The organism is uncultured Methanobrevibacter sp., from assembly GCF_902770715.1.
Classification (GTDB): Archaea; Methanobacteriota; Methanobacteria; order Methanobacteriales; family Methanobacteriaceae; genus Methanocatella.
Genome location: NZ_CACXTS010000001.1, coordinates 73147 through 89231 on the forward strand (window position 1 = coordinate 73147; position 16085 = coordinate 89231).

Consider the following 16085-nt stretch of genomic DNA (forward strand, 5'->3'; position numbering starts at 1 on the left):
TGATATATATTAACATATGAATTTCTCAAAGATTGATTTGGATGAAACCCACATTCGCCTTACGACAGATTTGGAGAGGCACGGACTGGAAAGATTTGTCCTTTCCATCAGAAATGATTTGAAAAACCATATATTGAAGAACAAGGATTTCCAGTTGTCATTTGAACCTGTTGATGTTGATGATGATTCTCCCTTGATTGTCCGGACCATGGCGGATTCGTCAAGGGCTGCCGATGTCGGCCCGATGGCATGCGTTGCGGGCACAATTTCACAGATGTCCCTGGATTACCTGATGGGCATGGACTCAAGATATTCTATTGTAGAAAACGGCGGTGACATCGCACTCATCAATGACACTAAGGTGTTGTGCGGAATCTATTCGAACAATCCGGTTTTGGGAAATGACATTGCCTTTGAGATAAAGGCCAGAAGGAAGCCTCTTGGAATCTGCAGCTCTTCAGGAAGGATAGGCCATTCAATCAGTTTTGGAGATGCGGACAGCGTCACGGTCATTTCAGGCTCATGTTCCATAGCTGACGGATTGGCAACTAGAATCGCCAATGAAATCAGTGGTGAGGCAAGCGAGGATAAGATTTCAAACGGATTGGAATGCTGCGAAAACTACAGGGAATTTTTCGATGGGGTTCTCATTATTTCGGATGAGCATGTCGGATCGATAGGCAGAATTCCCAAACTTGTCGAAACCGCAGATTTTGATGTGAACTTCCAGCCTGAAGATGAATAAAAAAGTTGAAATATGAAAATTCGTTATATTATATTTTTAATAATATTCATGATTTCATTCATTGTATAAAATGACATTTCAATTTCTGTGCATTTACTCAAAAATGTTTTAATTAATTAAAATATATTTTAAAATTCCTTAAACTTTGATTAATGCATTCCATTAATAGGCCAATTTGAATGCAATATTTAAATATGATTAGTTATTAAATATTAGTGTATAGAAAAGGGGAGTTAATTTTACCTAACTGAAATTATTTAGTTAATAAATGGGTTAGATATCTATGTATAAGGACGAAATGATACAATTACATCAATTTTTAGTATATGTTTTAAAATATTTAGCAGAAGACGACCAGATTACAAATGATTGCAGCGAATACATTACACTTAAGATTAGCCCACATCATATTCATAAGACAAAAGCCGAACATAAGCATGCGATATTTGTCCTATGCAAAATAATTGCGCAGGTGATTGCTGATAAGGAAAACGATTCCATTCCTGAAAATGTTCGCAATTCACTTTCGGATTTAGTCACCAGATCTGAAAATGAAATAAATGCCCACTAATTTTTTTTACTTTTTTTTATATCATTGTTATTCTTTTTTTGATTTTACATAACGGCCTTTTATTTGCTTTTAAAAGGAAAGTGTTAATAATGTTTAAATACTATAATTGCATATTTAATATTTAAAACCAAAAATTAACACGTGTGATATCTTGAAATCATTTGAATTTTTATCCAAAAAAAGAGAATCCAAACCGAGAGATTGCGGAATCACAATGGTTCTTGACAAAGGTTTGGGCCTTGAAACTGCAGAAAGCCTGATGAATATCTCCGGAGAATATGTCGACTATCTCAAATTCGGATGGGGAACATCCATAGTCCATGAACAGGACATGATCAGGGCAAAGGTTGAAATGTACAAGTCCTATGACATCACCCCATATACCGGAGGAACACTCTTCGAGCTGGCTTACATGAATCACAAGCTGGAGGAATTCTTCGAGGAAGCCCGCAGCTTGGGCTTTCCAGCCATTGAAATATCCGACGGCTCCACAAGCATAGTCCATGAAGACAAGCTGAACTGCATCAAAAGGGCCAGGCTTGAAGGCTTTGAAGTGCTTTCTGAAGTGGGCAAAAAGGACCCTACCCTGGACAGGGAACTCACCCTTGATGAAAGGATATCCCAGATGAATGACGAATTGAAGGCAGGCTCCTCATTGATTATTGTCGAAGCCCGTGAAGGCGGAAAGAATATAGGCATCTTCGACAAGTCAGGAAATGCAAAGGAAGATGAAATCGATGTAATTGTAGACAGGATAGACAATAAAAAGATTCTATGGGAAGCTCCAAACAAGGACCAGCAGGTATTCTTCATATTGAAATTCGGCAACACTGTTAATTTAGGTAATGTCTCAAGCGATGACATAACTTCCCTTGAAACCTTGAGAAGAGGTTTGAGAGGAGACACATTAGGAAAGATTTAAGGTGCATTCAATTGACAAAAAACCGCAGCATTGATGAAATAAATCAGAAAATCAACGATGGCGAAGCCCATATATACACAGCAGAAGAATTCAAAAAGCTCATCAAGGCGGATGATGCTCCAAGTTTCGATGAAGTGGATGTGGTCACTGCAGGAACATGCGGCGTAATGAGCGGAACTGCAGCAATATTAAACTTCATTGTCTCAGAGCCTGGAGAATTCATAAGAGCAAACGAAGTATATCTAAACGGCGTTCCGGCCTATGCAGGACCATGTCCGAATGAATGGCTCGGTTCAGTCGACGTCATACTGCACGGAACTGCACATTCAATCCATGATGAGAATTACGGAGGAGGATTCCTGCTCAAGGACCTGCTTGAAGGAAATGAAATTGACGTAAGGGTTGAAAGCGCAGACGGAAAGACAATAGAAAATACGATTACAATGGCTGACGTCACAAGGGCCCAAATTGTCGGTGCCCGTATGGCATTCAAGAACTACACAGCATTCACAAATCCTAACAATGAGGAAGTGGCATCAATATTTGCCGCAATACCTCTTGAAGGAAACCTGAGGGGATTGACATTCTCAGGATGCGGCGATTTGAACCCTCTTCAAAATGACGTGCCTCAAAACGTTATAAAAGAGGGAAGACGGGTTCTTTTGAATGGCGCTCAAGGCTATATTTTAGGAAACGGAACAAGGTCAAGCACAGAAAAGCCAAACCTTATGCTTTCAGCTGATTTGACACAGATGGATCCATATTATATCGGAGGATTCAAAACCGGCCAGGGAGGAGAGGTCTACGATACCGTAGCCATTCCAATACCTGTATTGAATGAGGAAATCTACAACAATCTGCTTGTAACCGATGACATGGTCGACATTCCGGTATCAGACATCAAGGGACGTCACCTGCCGCTGGACAATACTGATTATGGAAAGCTATGGGCAGACCATGACCTGAGGCCAAGATATGATGATTCAAAATGTAGGGCATGCGATAAATGTGTGGTTGAGGAAATCTGTCCTACAAATGCATTTTCAAGAGGAAGACTGAACCTCACATACTGTTTCGGATGCGGAATGTGCGCCAACTACTGCCGCAATGACGCATTTGACATGAATACGGGAAGCGTTGATTTAAATATCAACGGAAAGGATGTTGATGTTCCAATCATTTGCCGCCAATCCGACAGGTTGAGGGCAAATAAGATGTCATTGAAATTAAAGAAAATGATTCAAAATAAAGAGTTTAAATTATAGGTGAAATGATGCAGAAGATAACCGATTCACCAATCGACTTTGCAGAGGACATCATTCATGATGTTAAAAATTCAAAGGAGGAAGGCGTCCTAAAGTGTGTGCAGTGCGGAATGTGCACATCAACATGCCCCGCAGCAAGGCATTCCGACTATAACCCCAGAGACATTATTGAAAGGGTCCTGGAGGGAGACATTACAATCCTTGAGGATGACTGCATATGGAACTGCTTTTACTGCTATACCTGCCACAGCGTATGCCCTGTCGGAAACAGCGTATGCGAAGTAAATCAGATTCTAAAGCAGTTCGCAATCAAAAACGGAATAGGCTATGAAAAGCTATATGAATACATGGGATTTGCAGATTCATATTTCACTGCAGCCATCGGAGCGATTCCGGAAATATTTTTCGCAGACATTGACCGTGACGTTCCGGGATGGTGGGACTTCAGGCAGCATTTGGATGAAATCAGAAACGAACTTGAACTGGACCCTCCGTTGATGCCACCAAAGGATGTCATCGATGAGGTAAGCACAATACTTACAATAACAGGATTCAAGAAGAAAATTGAAAATATAAGAGAGGCTCAGGAGGGTGAAAAATGAAATCAGTTCCCGATAAGGACATCCTTCTGTTCAGAAGCTGCCTTGTAAGCGTTGAATATCCGGGAGTGGAGGCATCAACAAAATTCGTATTCGACAAGCTAGGAATAGACTATGCGATTTCAGAAAAGCAGACCTGCTGCACAGGACTCGGGCATTACTCAGACGTATTCGACCAGATTGACACAACCGCAATAGGCGCTCGAAACTTCAGGATTGCCCGTGAAATCGGAAGGCCAAATCTTGTGATGATGTGCGCTACATGCTATGCAATCAACAAGAAATCAGTCAAGCTTCTAAACAAGAAGGATGACTTGAGAGAGCACATCAACAAACTATTTGACGATAATGGATTATCACACCTTAAATATGAAAAGGATGACCTGAAACCGACAGAAAACATTTTCCATGTTGTGGATATTTTATACGGCAAAAAGGATGAAATCAAGGACCATATAAAGTATGACCTGAGCGGTTATACCATTGCAACCCACCACGGATGCCACTACTGCAAGGTGCACTATGAGGACACCATCGGTGGGGTAAGGGATCCCAATATCCTCGATGAGCTTATTGAGGAGTGCGGATGCAAGACAATCGGATGGTATGACCATAAAAGGGCTACCTGCGGAACAGGTTTCAGGCAAAGGTATTCCAATCCTGAACTTTCCTTTACAGCAACAGCCGATAAGATGAATGCAATTGCGGATGAGGACGTTGATATCATGGTGCATTTGTGTCCGAACTGCCATATACAGTTTGACAGGTATCAGCATCTGATCGGCGAACGCGAAGGGAGAAATTTCAGAGCAATACACCTGAACATAGCACAGTTCATAGCACTGGCTATGGGGGGAGACTTCGATAAGGTAATCGGTGTTAAGGCTCACACTGTACCAATCGATTCTGTTATTAAGGAGTTGAAGGAGGTTGAACAATGAGGGATGATTTGAAAGTTGGCGTATTTTTATGTGAATGTGGAGGAAACATTGCAGATGTGGTTGATTTGGATGAAGTGAGGGCTTCACTTGATGTGGAGTTTGTGGGACAGTTTGAAAACTTATGTTCCCTTAATGGACGTAAGATAATCCGTGATGCAATATTTGACCATGACCTGGACAGGGTCGTGGTTGCCGCATGCTCACCGATAAGCCATGAGAAGACATTCCAGGACTATGTAAAGCCTCTGAACCCTTATCTGATGGACATGGCTAACATAAGGGAACAGTGTTCATGGGTGCATTCGGACCGAAAAAAGGCAACCCACAAGGCCATTACCCTAATAAATGCATCAATCGAAAAGGTAAAGCAGTCAGATGCAGTGGATCCGATCTATTGCCAGACTCCTGATGAGGTAGCCGTAATAGGTGGTGGAATAGCCGGTATGAATGCAGCACTGTCCCTTGCAAAGCAGGGAACAAAGGTGACCATCATAGAGCAGTCCCCTTCAATCGGAGGGCACATGGCAAAGATAGGTAAGGTATTTTCTCCGGTCAAAATAGCCGAAGAGTGCGGAATGTGCCTTTTGAACCCTATATTGAATGAGCTTGTATGGAACGACAACATCGAGGTCATGACAAACACCAAGGTCATCGAAGCCGAAAGGCGTGCAGGAACATATAACCTTATTTTAGAGAAATCCCCAAGATATGTCGATACTGAAAAGTGTCTTGCATGTGGAAAATGCGCTGAAGTCTGTCAGGTTGAAGTTCCAAATGACTGGAACGATAATCTCTCATTAAGAAAAGCCATTTACAGGCCATTCGGGCAGTCATATCCCGAAGCATACGTTATCGACATGGACAACTGCGACAAGTGCGGGGACTGCTTCAGACAGTGCAGCATGAGGGCAATCAGGCTCAAGGGAAAGCCTGAAAAGACACTCCTTCAGGTCGGCTCAATAATCGTGGCAACAGGCCATAAGCTCTTCGATATGGAAAAAAGGCCTGAATACGGATACACACGCTATGATGATGTCATAACACAATCAGAGCTTGGCCGTATCACAGGCGTAAACGGACCGACAAAAGGCAAGCTGTTAAAGGCGAACGGTGAAGTTCCAAAACGTGTCGTGATGATACAGTGCGTAGGATCTAGGGATGAAAAGCCTGACGGACACAGATACTGCTCCAAGATATGCTGTACAGTGGCATTGAAGAACGCCAACATCATCAAGCACAAATACCCTGATACTGACGTTCTGATTTGCTATACTGATATCAGAACACCTGGAATGTTTGAGAAATACTACAAGCACACTCAGGAAAATGAGGTAAGGTTCATGCGCGGACGTCCTGGGGAGGTTGTCAAGAAAGGAGACAACTTCATTGTCAGAACCGAAGATACACTTAAAGGGGAATTTGTTGAAATCGAAGCGGACATGGTTGTCCTGTCAACTGCAATGGAACCGTCAGACGGTACAAAGGAGATTGCAGAAATACTGAATGTAGGTACAACAGAGGACGGATTCATCAAGGAGTCACATCCTAAAATCAAACCTATTGCCACTGACGTTCAGGGAATATTCGTCTGCGGAACAGCACATGATCCAAAGGACATCACAGACTCAATCATGCAGGCAACAGCGGCGGCCGCAAAGGTAAATGAATACAACTATGGCGGTGTTGAAATCGAGCCGTTCATTGCCGAAATCGACAATGAAAAATGTATCGTCTGCGGAGACTGCGTAAGCAGATGCAAATACAAATCCATGAGCATTCAGGAAGATGAAGTCTACATTGACCCAATGAGCTGTACCGGATGCGGCAAATGTCTTGTCGGATGTAACCAAAGGGCAATCACCGTCAACGGTAACATAGATGAGAAGATATTGTCCACCATCAAGGGCGTTCTTTCCAAAAAGCAGGAAGGCGAACGCATGATTCTTGTATTCCTGGACAATATTGGATATACTGCAGCCGACAATATCGGTGTCAACAGACTGTCATATCCGGAATCAATACACATCATCAAGGTCATTTCAGTCAATCGTGTAAGGCCAAAACACATAAGATATGCGCTTGAAAACGGTGCGGATGGCGTATTCATCGGTGAATTCCCTGGAGACCTGATGTATGATGAAGTCGAACGCAAAATCCAAAGGGTTAAGGACAGAATTTCTGAAATGGGTCAGAATCCTGAAAGGATTACCTTTTCAAAGGTATATATCCCATACTTCTCAGGTCTTGCCCGCAAATTCAATGATTTCGACGAAAAGATTGCGGAATTGGATGAAGTTGAATCATAATTACTTTAAAAAAAGAAAGTTTAGAGTTTATTTCTAAACTATCTAATTTTATTCTAAATTATTTTCATATAGATATTCATCATAGGATTCCCAGACATTCCCATCAAAGTCTATGTAACTTCCATCTGCTTGTTCACCTACTTCATAGTTCTCATAATTTTCATTTTCGGCTTCAATTTGTTTTGATGCACAGTTATCACAGATTATTTTGCCGGTATTAGGATCAATGAAATACCCTGCACCAGGAGCATGATCTATTTCATATTTTGTTGCAACATATGCTCCACAGATTGCACAGTAAACTGGGTCTTTACTATGGTCCACTTCGGGGGTTGTTGTTTCTGTTGTTTTATTTTCATCAGTTTTAATTGCTTTACCAAATTTGATAGAGTTAATTATATGATTTCTAGCTTCAGAATCATAAGAAAATACTTGAACTAACTCTTTAGTTTCTTTATTTAATTTTTCATCCATTATATCAGTGTTTGCATCCATTAATCCTGTCTTGCTTTCCTCAGTATTTTTGTAAATCAGCACATGAATATTCTCATCATTAGTAATGTTTATTAATTTTTTATTTTCCACTATTTTAGAGTTTACAGGGATTTCAATTGTTGTTCCAGTTCCATTCACGGAATAATTTTCATATTTTATTCCATTATTATTATGCATATTGTCTAAAAACATAACACCTATGGAAATACTTAATAAAACTATAATTAGACTTAATATTATTATTAAAATTTTATGGTTCATATCAAACAATTCCTTTTAATTTTTTTCATTCACATATGGGATAAGTTATTATCATTTAATATTCTACTTCAAATTCTTTAAAGTTTCCAAAAACTGAACATCATCAAGACTTGAATCTATGACCCTTAGTAATCATTTCATCAAAATAGGTATGTATAAGTCTTTTTTGAGCAATTGATGATAGATTTCGCATATAAGAATCATGAAAATCAGGACTATGAATATTAATTGTATATCCATATAATCCTGTAATATAATTTTATTTTAATGATAAATAAATTCAATGTTATATTTTTGTTTTAAGTTTGTGAATATGGATATTTAATAAAAAATAGATGGTATTTTTGGAAAATCAGTAATAATTATAATTTTCAAAAAAAAGCACTGGCTATAACTTTTCAATTATCTCCAGTCCAAGGTCTGTGCATTTGTAGAGCCTTCCCTTTCTCACTTCCTCATTTACACAGACTACAAGATTCTTTTCCTTCAGGTCAGATAGTGCGGATGAAACTTGGCTGGTGTTGATGTCAAGCTTTTTGGCAATTTCCGATGGCATCATCAAATCATTGCCGATTGTTATTAGAGTATTTGTTCTGTATGGAGATACCTTGACATATCCAAGAATCTTATACATTTCACTATTTTTCATACTACTATTTGTTAAACTTAAATAACTAATCTTTTTATACTTATTATGTACTTTTATATTTTTTTAATAATAATTTAAACATATTAACTGAAGCGACAGTCAAAATCAGATTGCATCCATGAACCTGTCCCTTATTTCAACAGGGTCCAAATCTATGATTGGCGCTTTTGAATTTCCAGGACCTGTCTCATATACTATGAAGCTTGCCTCATCGCTTTTTATGATTTCCTTCAAGTCAACTTCTTCAAATCTGTAGCTGTTTTCGAATCCGACACCTCTTGCAACGTCAACCAAATCAAGCACCTGCGCATAGGTATCCTGATTGCCGGTTGAGCCGTAGGCTCCGTTGTCTATTACAATCCATGTCAGATTTTTTGGATTGTTTGCAAATACTGTGACGAGCGAGCCCATATTCATAAGGAGTGAACCGTCCCCGTCAATCACGACAACATCCTCATCAGGCTTTGCAAGCGCAAGGCCCAAACCGATTGATGAAGCCAATCCCATTGATCCGATCATGTAAAAGTTCCTTTCCCTGTCTTCAATATCATAGAGTTCCCTTGACGGAAATCCTATATTGCAGACGACCAGTTCGTCGTCTATGCATCTCATTATATCCACAATAGCTTCCCTTCTAACCATTTTATCACCAGTATTTGATTTCTAAAAGTACGCTTACGGGTTTTCCCTCTTCAACAGACAAGTCCCATGCGTTCAGGATATCCTCATATGCCCCTTCAGGAGTTCCAGGCTTAAAGAACTGAAAGTCCATGGCTTCCAATATGAGTGGTGTTGACTCGCCCATAGGCACCTGTCCGCATATGTTTTCCCCTTCGGTTCCCCTGTGGCTCATTATCATGAGAAGAGGCATTTCATACAGTTCGGTGAGGGATTTCAATGCATTGATTGAATTTCCAAGCCCTGAATTCTGCATAAGGATTGCAGGCTTTTTGCCTCCAAGATATGCTCCGGCACATATTCCGATGCCTTCCTCTTCGCGTGTAACGGGAATATGGATAATGTCTTCATCCTCATCAATCATGTTCAATATTTTTGACAGGTTTACGCAGGGAACGCTGACGATGAGGTCTATTCCAGCATCCTTGAGCCCGTCAAAAACTGCTTCGCTACTGTCCATCATATCACTTCAATTAATTATATTATTTTAATATGTAGAAATTATTATAAAAAGCTATTTAATTTACTGATATTTTATTATTGTGAATATTACATTCATATTTTTGATTTGGTTAATCCACATTTTAATACATTCAATAAGATTAATAGTAACCTTTTTATTTATCTTATAACTAATATAAAATCATGTTTGATGAACTACCAATTTCTTCTAAAACAGAAAGGATTTTAACAAAATCCCTTGATGAATCAATCACTGTTGAGGAAGCTAATCATTTAATGAATATTAGGGGAGCGGAATTTTTCCCTTTACTATCAACTGCAGACTATCTAAGACAGAAAATCGTTGGAGACAACGTGACATTCATTAATAACTGTAATATCAACTTTACAAATATATGTACAGTCAGATGCGGATTCTGTGCATTCGGAAAGGATGCCGATGACCCTGAAGCCTACATCCTGAATGACGAACAGATTCTGGAGAAGGCCAAAGGGGCTGTTGAAAACGGCGCTCGGGAATTCACATTGATGGGCGGCGTTTTAAAGGATGCCGACATTGAATATTATGAGCATCTGCTTACATTGCTGAAAGACAATCATCCTGATGTTGCAATACACGGTTTTTCACCGACAATGGTCAGGGATGCATGTAGGGTTTCAGGAATTGATATTGCGGAAGGTTTTGAAATACTTAAAAAAGCAGGTCTTGACACACTGCCGGGAACAGCTGCCGAAATTCTCACAGACAGGTCAAGGGAGATAATATGTCCCGAAAAGGTAAGTGTGGCAGAATGGATTGATATAGTCAAGACAGCCCAGGAAGTAGGAATTCCAGGTTCTGCAACAATAATGTACGGGCATGTTGAAACTTTAGAGGAAAGGGTAGAGCACATCGACATTATAAGAAGGATACAAGAGGATACAGGTGGTTTTACGGAATTCATTCCAATGACATTCATGCATGAATACTCCCCAATCTTTTTGGAAGGCCAGTCCGATCTTGGAGCTACCGGAACACAGGACCTGAAGCTCTATGCCGTATCAAGACTGATGCTTAGGGATTTGATTCCAAACATTCAGGTTTCATGGGTAAAGATGGGATTCAGATTCGCACAGGTTTCCCTCATGGCAGGAACCAATGATTTAGGAGGAACATTGGGAGGAGATGAATTGTCTGAAGCTTCAGGAGCACCGGACGGTGTTGAAGCATCAATCAGCACATTAAGCAAAATGGTCAAGGATTTGGGAAGAAACCCAATTGAAAGAAATTCCACATACACTGAGTTCTATCCTATCGAATGATTTTTGGTGTTTGAATGAAAAAATTTATTGTCATAGACGGTTTGGACGGGTCAGGTAAGGATACGCAAGTTAGAATGATTGCCGAAATGTATGAAAAGCAAGGCCGCAATGTCGTTATCAGGTCCCACCCATGCTCAGACAATAAGTTTGGCAGAAAATCAAAAGCAGCACTTTTGAAGACCGGAAAGATTAATCATCTGAAGGCAACCATCTATTTCGGGCTTGACGCCATCAGGTCTGTCGTCAAGTATGCCCGCAATGACGATGTTGACGTACTGATTTTTTCAAGGTATATCCTGGCCGTAATGTATCTTCCGGACGGCATCAATACGATTGTCTATAAGATAGTATCTTTCGTTCTTCCGACATCAGACTGCATGTTCTTTTTGGATGTCAGCCCTGAAGAGTCCCTGAGAAGAATAGGGTCTCGTAATGAAGACACTGAAATGTTTGAAAACATAGAATCCTTAAGGGAAAATCGCTTGAAATCACAGAAGTTCACATACAACTGGAACGTAATACCCGGCGATGATTCTCCCGAAGTCATTTCCGAAAAGATTAAAAAGATTTGCCTTGAAACGGACAAGCTTATCGGATGACTATAATACTTCTTTTATTCCGTCGTTGGTTATAATCATTAATGAATTGAGATTCTTTAAAAATAGTGAAGCTATCGGATGGGTCTGTATGTCCTTGTGCATGAAGACAATCTCCTCATCGACAATGTCAATCCAGTTAACGTGATAGATGACCACGCCATTGACTATCAGTCCCAAAAATGCAGGAACGAACCTGTCCTGGTTAATCTCTTCAAAATATTGGTTGTTTCTCAATACTCCCCTTAAAACATCATCCATATTAAACACCTTTTCTTTCATAAACGAATTTCGGAACCGCCTTGTCGAAAGGATCGAAGGTTTCCCTGTTTTTGACTTCCATGCATTTCATGCTTACCTTTGAATGCAGTGATGAAGGGAGTCTTAAAATCCTTTTCAAGTCTATTGTCACCTTCGCATCTATTGTTGCAAGATTGACGCGTGCCATGGCTTCAACAAGATTCTTATAGCGTCTTGGACCGATGTCCCTTTTGAAATAGCCCCAGTTGTCATTTTCAAGATGGTGTCTTGAAGCCATAATGTCCTTCATCAGCTTTGGGTTGATTCCATCAATCTTTTCGTTCCCGACCAGGTGCTGGATGTTGAACTTGACCTTGTCGGTAAATATCCTTGAATATCCCACAGGAATTGTGAAGTGCTCGAAGTTAAAGCTTTGGTTAGAGATTTCTGAGTTAATGAATTGGGATTTTGGAACTTCAGCTCCTGCAACATATTTCAGAACCTCTGATCTGAGCTCGCTGCTTGCAAGCATCATTTCCTCATCAAGAATCCTTATGTGATATCCTCTTCCTGAATAGATTAGATGAATATTTTTCAAGCCCAAATCGGACTGTAAAGTATCAATTAAAGAATTAACGATTTCTAAAGCTTCTCCAAGGCAGACTTCGCACACTCCGTCGCATTGGCAGGACCTTATCGGAATGTCCTTTGCATCCACATCGAAAATGTATTCGGCCTTCAGCCAGTCTTCCCTTCTTCTGGGATTGTTATAGAATGCTACAGAGATATATGCCGCAAAAGGAGCCTTGTATCTTAGGAATTTCCTTAAAGATTCTGTTCCTTTAAAGACTTTATACCTATCGTTAGGGCCTCTGCCGTTATGGTCAAAACCGAACTCCCTTTTCTTTATGTCGGTAGCTATGAAGTCAGGCAAGTCTTTAGGGTCCCATTCCTCACGATAGTATTGTCTTCGCTCTTTAAGTGTAGCTTTAGAAAACATGATTATAGGTTTATTTTTAAAGTATTTATTTTTAAGGTAATTGTGCATTTGCGCATGTATGTTTTTGCACAATTTAAAATCATGTTTTTACTTTATTTTTTGAAAAATTAGATTTATATAGATTTATTTCTTTTAAATTGAAATATTTAGTTCATATTTTAAAATTGCTTTAATATTATCTATTAAATTTATTAACCATTAGATACTAAACTATATTTAAATCAAATAATGAGGTGATTTTTTATGGCAAAGCCAATAGGTGAAACACCCACTTTATATGAAAAGGATGCTGTTGTTGTTTTAAAAAGGATGAAAGAACCTCCTACTGAAAAACAGAAAGAGTTAGCTCAGAAAATAAAAAACCAAAGGAAAGTTCCTTTTTAGATGTATCAGTTTATTGCTTTTAAATCAAGGTATAGAAAAAATGTTCTTTCAGGGTCTTTTTTGGTGATGAAATCTATATTTTTAAGAATTTTATCATCTTTTTTTAAGTTAATAAAACCCATTTTATCTACATAAAAATAATATGCTTTTGCATAACCTTCAACAATTATAAAACGTATTCCCACATCTCTTTTGGATAAATCATTAATATTGTCTATTATATTTCGTAATATAAATGAGCCTAAACCTTTATTTGAATATTTGCTATCTATTGCATATCTTCCGATTTTCACTGATGCAATGTTGTTTTTTTCGGATATGTTTAGCTCATTTTTAATTAGTTCCTTAATATTTTCATCTCTAACAACTTTTAATTTTAATGAATCAGTAAGTAAAGTAACAAATCCAATTATTTCATTATCACAAATCATTAATTTTGTAATATTTAATTTTTCTTTTTGTTGATTTAATGCATCTTTTCTTAAAAATTCATTTAAATCTTTAGAATCACATTTAAATTTACTTAAGTCATGTTTTTCAGTTAATGTTTCAAATTTATAATTATTTTTAATGTATTCTATATCCATTTTATCATCTTTTTAGTATTCATTTCCTTTTATTTTTATTTATACTAAAGATTATTTATTATTTTTGATTTTTAACAATTAAAAATTGTTATATTATTAAAAAATTGATTTATAGTTGTTATTTTATATTCAATAAGCTTATTACTTAATATTGAAAAATATAAATTTATGGAAGAAATAGTTGAAGTTATTGGGGTCGAACACTTAAAGGTAATCCTGTCCGGATTAACACCTGAAGACATTGTAAAGCCGGCCTATGAAAACTGGATGGCGGGCATCAGAACAGGCCATACTATTCTGAACCTGGAAACGGGCAGGGTGTCAGGTCTTGGAATAGAATTCAACCAGCTGCCATTGGCCGATGACATCTACATTGAACTTTTTACAATAGAATCCCACGAGGATCCGATAGATGAAGAGGAATTCTTTTCTGAAAAGGAATATGAGGAGTTTCTGGAGTTCAGCAGCAGCGACCCCTGCGAATATATCCCGGACATAATAACAGAATTCTGTGAAATTAATGGAATTGATGAGGATAAAAGAAAAATTGGTCTTTTGGCATATAACTTTGAAAAGAAAGAGCAGGCCAATTATAACATGTGGGAAACAGCTATTTTAAACAAGTATTATGATGCAATATATGAGGACCACAATCCTTTCATGTTTTCGCAAAACAGCTATTGATTGCTGTCCTGGGCGTTGTCCAGCTGATATTTCTTGCGTCCGTAGCAGGACAATGGATTGTTGATTCCTTTGCATGACTTGTCGGGATGGCACAGGTTAGGCAGGTGTATCTTTATTTTTTCGCAGCTCATAGGTGTGTACCATTTGGTTTCGCCTTCATGGTTTATGTCAACCCTTTCGTGCATTCCGAAGCCCAGCTTTGATATGATGTTGATTTTTTCCTGCGGCTGGTCTTCAAACAGAGGCGGTGTACAGTTGTCTGCGGCGTCAAAAATCAGCGGCAGAATCTCATTTTCGGTAATTGACAAATCAGGGTCCATATCAGATACCTTGATTGTCTCGTCTGATGCAAATATTCTCGGATAGAGCCTTGCATATGATGCGAATGATGTCAAAAGAAGCACGATTGCATCGTTACGTCCGCCTGAGGACACGCCTTCAACTGTTGCCTTTATGCATGGCGGGAAAGCATCTGGATTTAGTTTCCCGGCCTGAACTGAACCGTAGATTCCTCCGCTTCCGGCATAGTACTGGTTGTATTTGCTTATCTCTTCAGGTATGAAATCCTTAAGCTCTTCACCAATCCTGATTATTGCCGGATGGATTTCAATTCTTTGGGACATTTCCTTGATTCTTTGGATGTACTCTTCGGTCTTCTGCATGATGAGTCTGGAGAGAATCTGTTCTTTGACGCTGTCTCCAATCAGTATGTTGTACATCCTGTCGGGGTTTCTGTCGTGGAATTCTCCACTGAATCTTTCCAGAAAGTCGTCCTGCTGAAGGATGATGTCTCCGTCATCGATTAGCAGTTCTGTCAGCTTCAGCTTTTTGGTTGCTACAACTTCCCTGAGGGATTTCCATTTTATTGAGCCGTCTGTCTTTACCTCATCAAGCACTTCATCGATTATGTCTGCCCTTGCCATTGGAGGTATCTTTGCAAGCCTTTCCAGAATAAGCGCTCCCTGTGATTCGATGAAAAGCCTTGTTTCGCGTGATCCTAGGTTGAACTGGATTGCAATCGCCTGGCATAGGATGTGGAATGTCACGACGTCCTGCTGGAAGAGGTCGCTGTTTGTCATGTATTCGAATTCTGATTGCCTGAAATTGGTGTTGTTCTTTTTCTCTATTGCCCATTGAATGCGCTTGATGGCCAGATCGTGGTAGGATTTCGGAATCAGGGAGTCATCTGAAATCTTCTGGTTTGTGGTGTGGGTGCAGATGTCTATCAGGTATTCGTCTTCATCAAATATCTGATTCAAATCCCCGTATTTTCTGATTATTCCTCTTCCTTCGTCGGATAATGGGTTTATATAAGAAACTTCAGACATGATTTTTACTTTTTATTTCATATTTTAAATAGATTGCTCATTTTCAAAAACAATTTTTATTTCAGTTCAT

General features: G+C 39.1%; 19 protein-coding genes. 11 read left to right on the plus strand and 8 right to left on the minus strand.

The annotated features are described in order from the left end of the window. Positions 1-16: 16 nt before the first annotated feature. The 7 genes from QZU81_RS00430 to hdrA all read left to right on the plus strand — a co-directional run bounded on the left by QZU81_RS00430 (position 17) and on the right by hdrA (position 7349). Positions 17-745 carry a UPF0280 family protein gene (locus tag QZU81_RS00430; RefSeq protein ID WP_295588868.1) on the plus strand — a complete coding sequence of 243 codons (729 nt, stop codon included), beginning with the start codon at positions 17-19 and terminating at the stop codon, positions 743-745. A gap of 283 nt (positions 746-1028) precedes the next feature. Then, entirely contained in the window at positions 1029-1316 is a 288-nt protein-coding gene (locus QZU81_RS00435) for a UPF0058 family protein (protein WP_292825885.1), read from the plus strand. 151 nt (positions 1317-1467) lie between these two features. After that, positions 1468-2238 carry a phosphosulfolactate synthase gene (comA, locus tag QZU81_RS00440; RefSeq protein ID WP_295588870.1) on the plus strand — a complete coding sequence of 257 codons (771 nt, stop codon included), beginning with the start codon at positions 1468-1470 and terminating at the stop codon, positions 2236-2238. An 11-nt stretch (positions 2239-2249) separates the two neighbouring features. Further along, positions 2250-3503, plus strand: coding sequence for a methanogenesis marker 16 metalloprotein (locus QZU81_RS00445; protein WP_295588872.1), 1254 nt, complete (start codon positions 2250-2252; stop codon positions 3501-3503). A gap of 8 nt (positions 3504-3511) precedes the next feature. Next, positions 3512-4105, plus strand: a complete 594-nt coding sequence (gene hdrC, locus QZU81_RS00450; protein ID WP_295588874.1) for a ferredoxin:CoB-CoM heterodisulfide reductase subunit HdrC — start codon at positions 3512-3514, stop codon at positions 4103-4105. Then, positions 4102-5043, plus strand: a complete 942-nt coding sequence (gene hdrB, locus QZU81_RS00455) for a ferredoxin:CoB-CoM heterodisulfide reductase subunit HdrB (protein WP_295588876.1) — start codon at positions 4102-4104, stop codon at positions 5041-5043. The genes hdrC and hdrB overlap by 4 nt, the downstream gene beginning before the upstream one ends. After that, positions 5040-7349: a ferredoxin:CoB-CoM heterodisulfide reductase subunit HdrA gene (hdrA, locus tag QZU81_RS00460; RefSeq protein WP_295588877.1), complete on the plus strand. Its 2310-nt coding sequence runs from the start codon at positions 5040-5042 to the stop codon at positions 7347-7349. The genes hdrB and hdrA overlap by 4 nt, the downstream gene beginning before the upstream one ends. A 48-nt stretch (positions 7350-7397) precedes the next feature. Here hdrA and QZU81_RS00465 read toward each other — a convergent pair whose 3' ends face one another. The 4 genes from QZU81_RS00465 to comD all read right to left on the minus strand — a co-directional run bounded on the left by QZU81_RS00465 (position 7398) and on the right by comD (position 9892). Next, positions 7398-8036, minus strand: a complete 639-nt coding sequence (locus QZU81_RS00465) for a hypothetical protein (protein ID WP_295588879.1) — start codon at positions 8034-8036, stop codon at positions 7398-7400. Positions 8037-8493: 457 nt separating this feature from the next. Then, positions 8494-8754 carry a MarR family transcriptional regulator gene (locus QZU81_RS00470; protein WP_295588881.1) on the minus strand — a complete coding sequence of 87 codons (261 nt, stop codon included), beginning with the start codon at positions 8752-8754 and terminating at the stop codon, positions 8494-8496. Between the two features lie 105 nt (positions 8755-8859). Continuing rightward, positions 8860-9396, minus strand: a complete 537-nt coding sequence (gene comE / locus QZU81_RS00475; protein ID WP_292851739.1) for a sulfopyruvate decarboxylase subunit beta — start codon at positions 9394-9396, stop codon at positions 8860-8862. 4 nt (positions 9397-9400) lie between these two features. Next, a complete protein-coding gene (comD, locus tag QZU81_RS00480) occupies positions 9401-9892 on the minus strand; it encodes a sulfopyruvate decarboxylase subunit alpha (RefSeq protein WP_295588883.1) in 492 nt (163 codons plus the stop codon). Between the two features lie 185 nt (positions 9893-10077). Here comD and cofH point away from each other — a divergent pair, with 185 nt between their 5' ends. Together cofH and QZU81_RS00490 are read left to right on the plus strand one after the other, a co-directional pair. Continuing rightward, positions 10078-11196 carry a 5-amino-6-(D-ribitylamino)uracil--L-tyrosine 4-hydroxyphenyl transferase CofH gene (gene cofH / locus QZU81_RS00485; RefSeq protein WP_292825858.1) on the plus strand — a complete coding sequence of 373 codons (1119 nt, stop codon included), beginning with the start codon at positions 10078-10080 and terminating at the stop codon, positions 11194-11196. A 14-nt stretch (positions 11197-11210) separates the two neighbouring features. Then, complete coding sequence (locus QZU81_RS00490; RefSeq protein WP_292851748.1) at positions 11211-11795, plus strand: thymidylate kinase; 585 nt, start codon at positions 11211-11213, stop codon at positions 11793-11795. On the opposite strand, the gene QZU81_RS00495 is transcribed toward QZU81_RS00490, so the two are convergent. Together QZU81_RS00495 and priS are read right to left on the minus strand one after the other, a co-directional pair. Next, the gene (locus tag QZU81_RS00495; protein WP_292851751.1) at positions 11796-12053 is read right to left on the minus strand and encodes a hypothetical protein; all 258 of its coding nucleotides are present in this window, start codon (positions 12051-12053) and stop codon (positions 11796-11798) included. A 1-nt stretch (position 12054) separates the two neighbouring features. After that, positions 12055-13032 (minus strand): DNA primase catalytic subunit PriS, encoded by a 978-nt coding sequence (priS, locus tag QZU81_RS00500; RefSeq protein WP_295588885.1) that lies wholly within the window; start codon positions 13030-13032, stop codon positions 12055-12057. 243 nt (positions 13033-13275) lie between these two features. Here priS and QZU81_RS00505 point away from each other — a divergent pair, with 243 nt between their 5' ends. Continuing rightward, positions 13276-13416 (plus strand): hypothetical protein, encoded by a 141-nt coding sequence (locus QZU81_RS00505; RefSeq protein ID WP_292851758.1) that lies wholly within the window; start codon positions 13276-13278, stop codon positions 13414-13416. A 5-nt stretch (positions 13417-13421) separates the two neighbouring features. Here the strand turns inward: QZU81_RS00505 and QZU81_RS00510 are convergent, their stop codons facing one another. Then, a complete protein-coding gene (locus QZU81_RS00510) occupies positions 13422-14003 on the minus strand; it encodes an N-acetyltransferase (protein WP_295588888.1) in 582 nt (193 codons plus the stop codon). A gap of 168 nt (positions 14004-14171) precedes the next feature. Between QZU81_RS00510 and QZU81_RS00515 the strand changes: the two genes are divergently transcribed. Further along, positions 14172-14687, plus strand: a complete 516-nt coding sequence (locus QZU81_RS00515) for a hypothetical protein (RefSeq protein ID WP_295588890.1) — start codon at positions 14172-14174, stop codon at positions 14685-14687. Here QZU81_RS00515 and priL read toward each other — a convergent pair. Next, the gene (priL, locus tag QZU81_RS00520; protein WP_295588892.1) at positions 14681-16015 is read right to left on the minus strand and encodes a DNA primase large subunit PriL; all 1335 of its coding nucleotides are present in this window, start codon (positions 16013-16015) and stop codon (positions 14681-14683) included. The two genes, QZU81_RS00515 and priL, sit on opposite strands and share 7 nt — an antisense overlap. Positions 16016-16085: the final 70 nt, after the last annotated feature.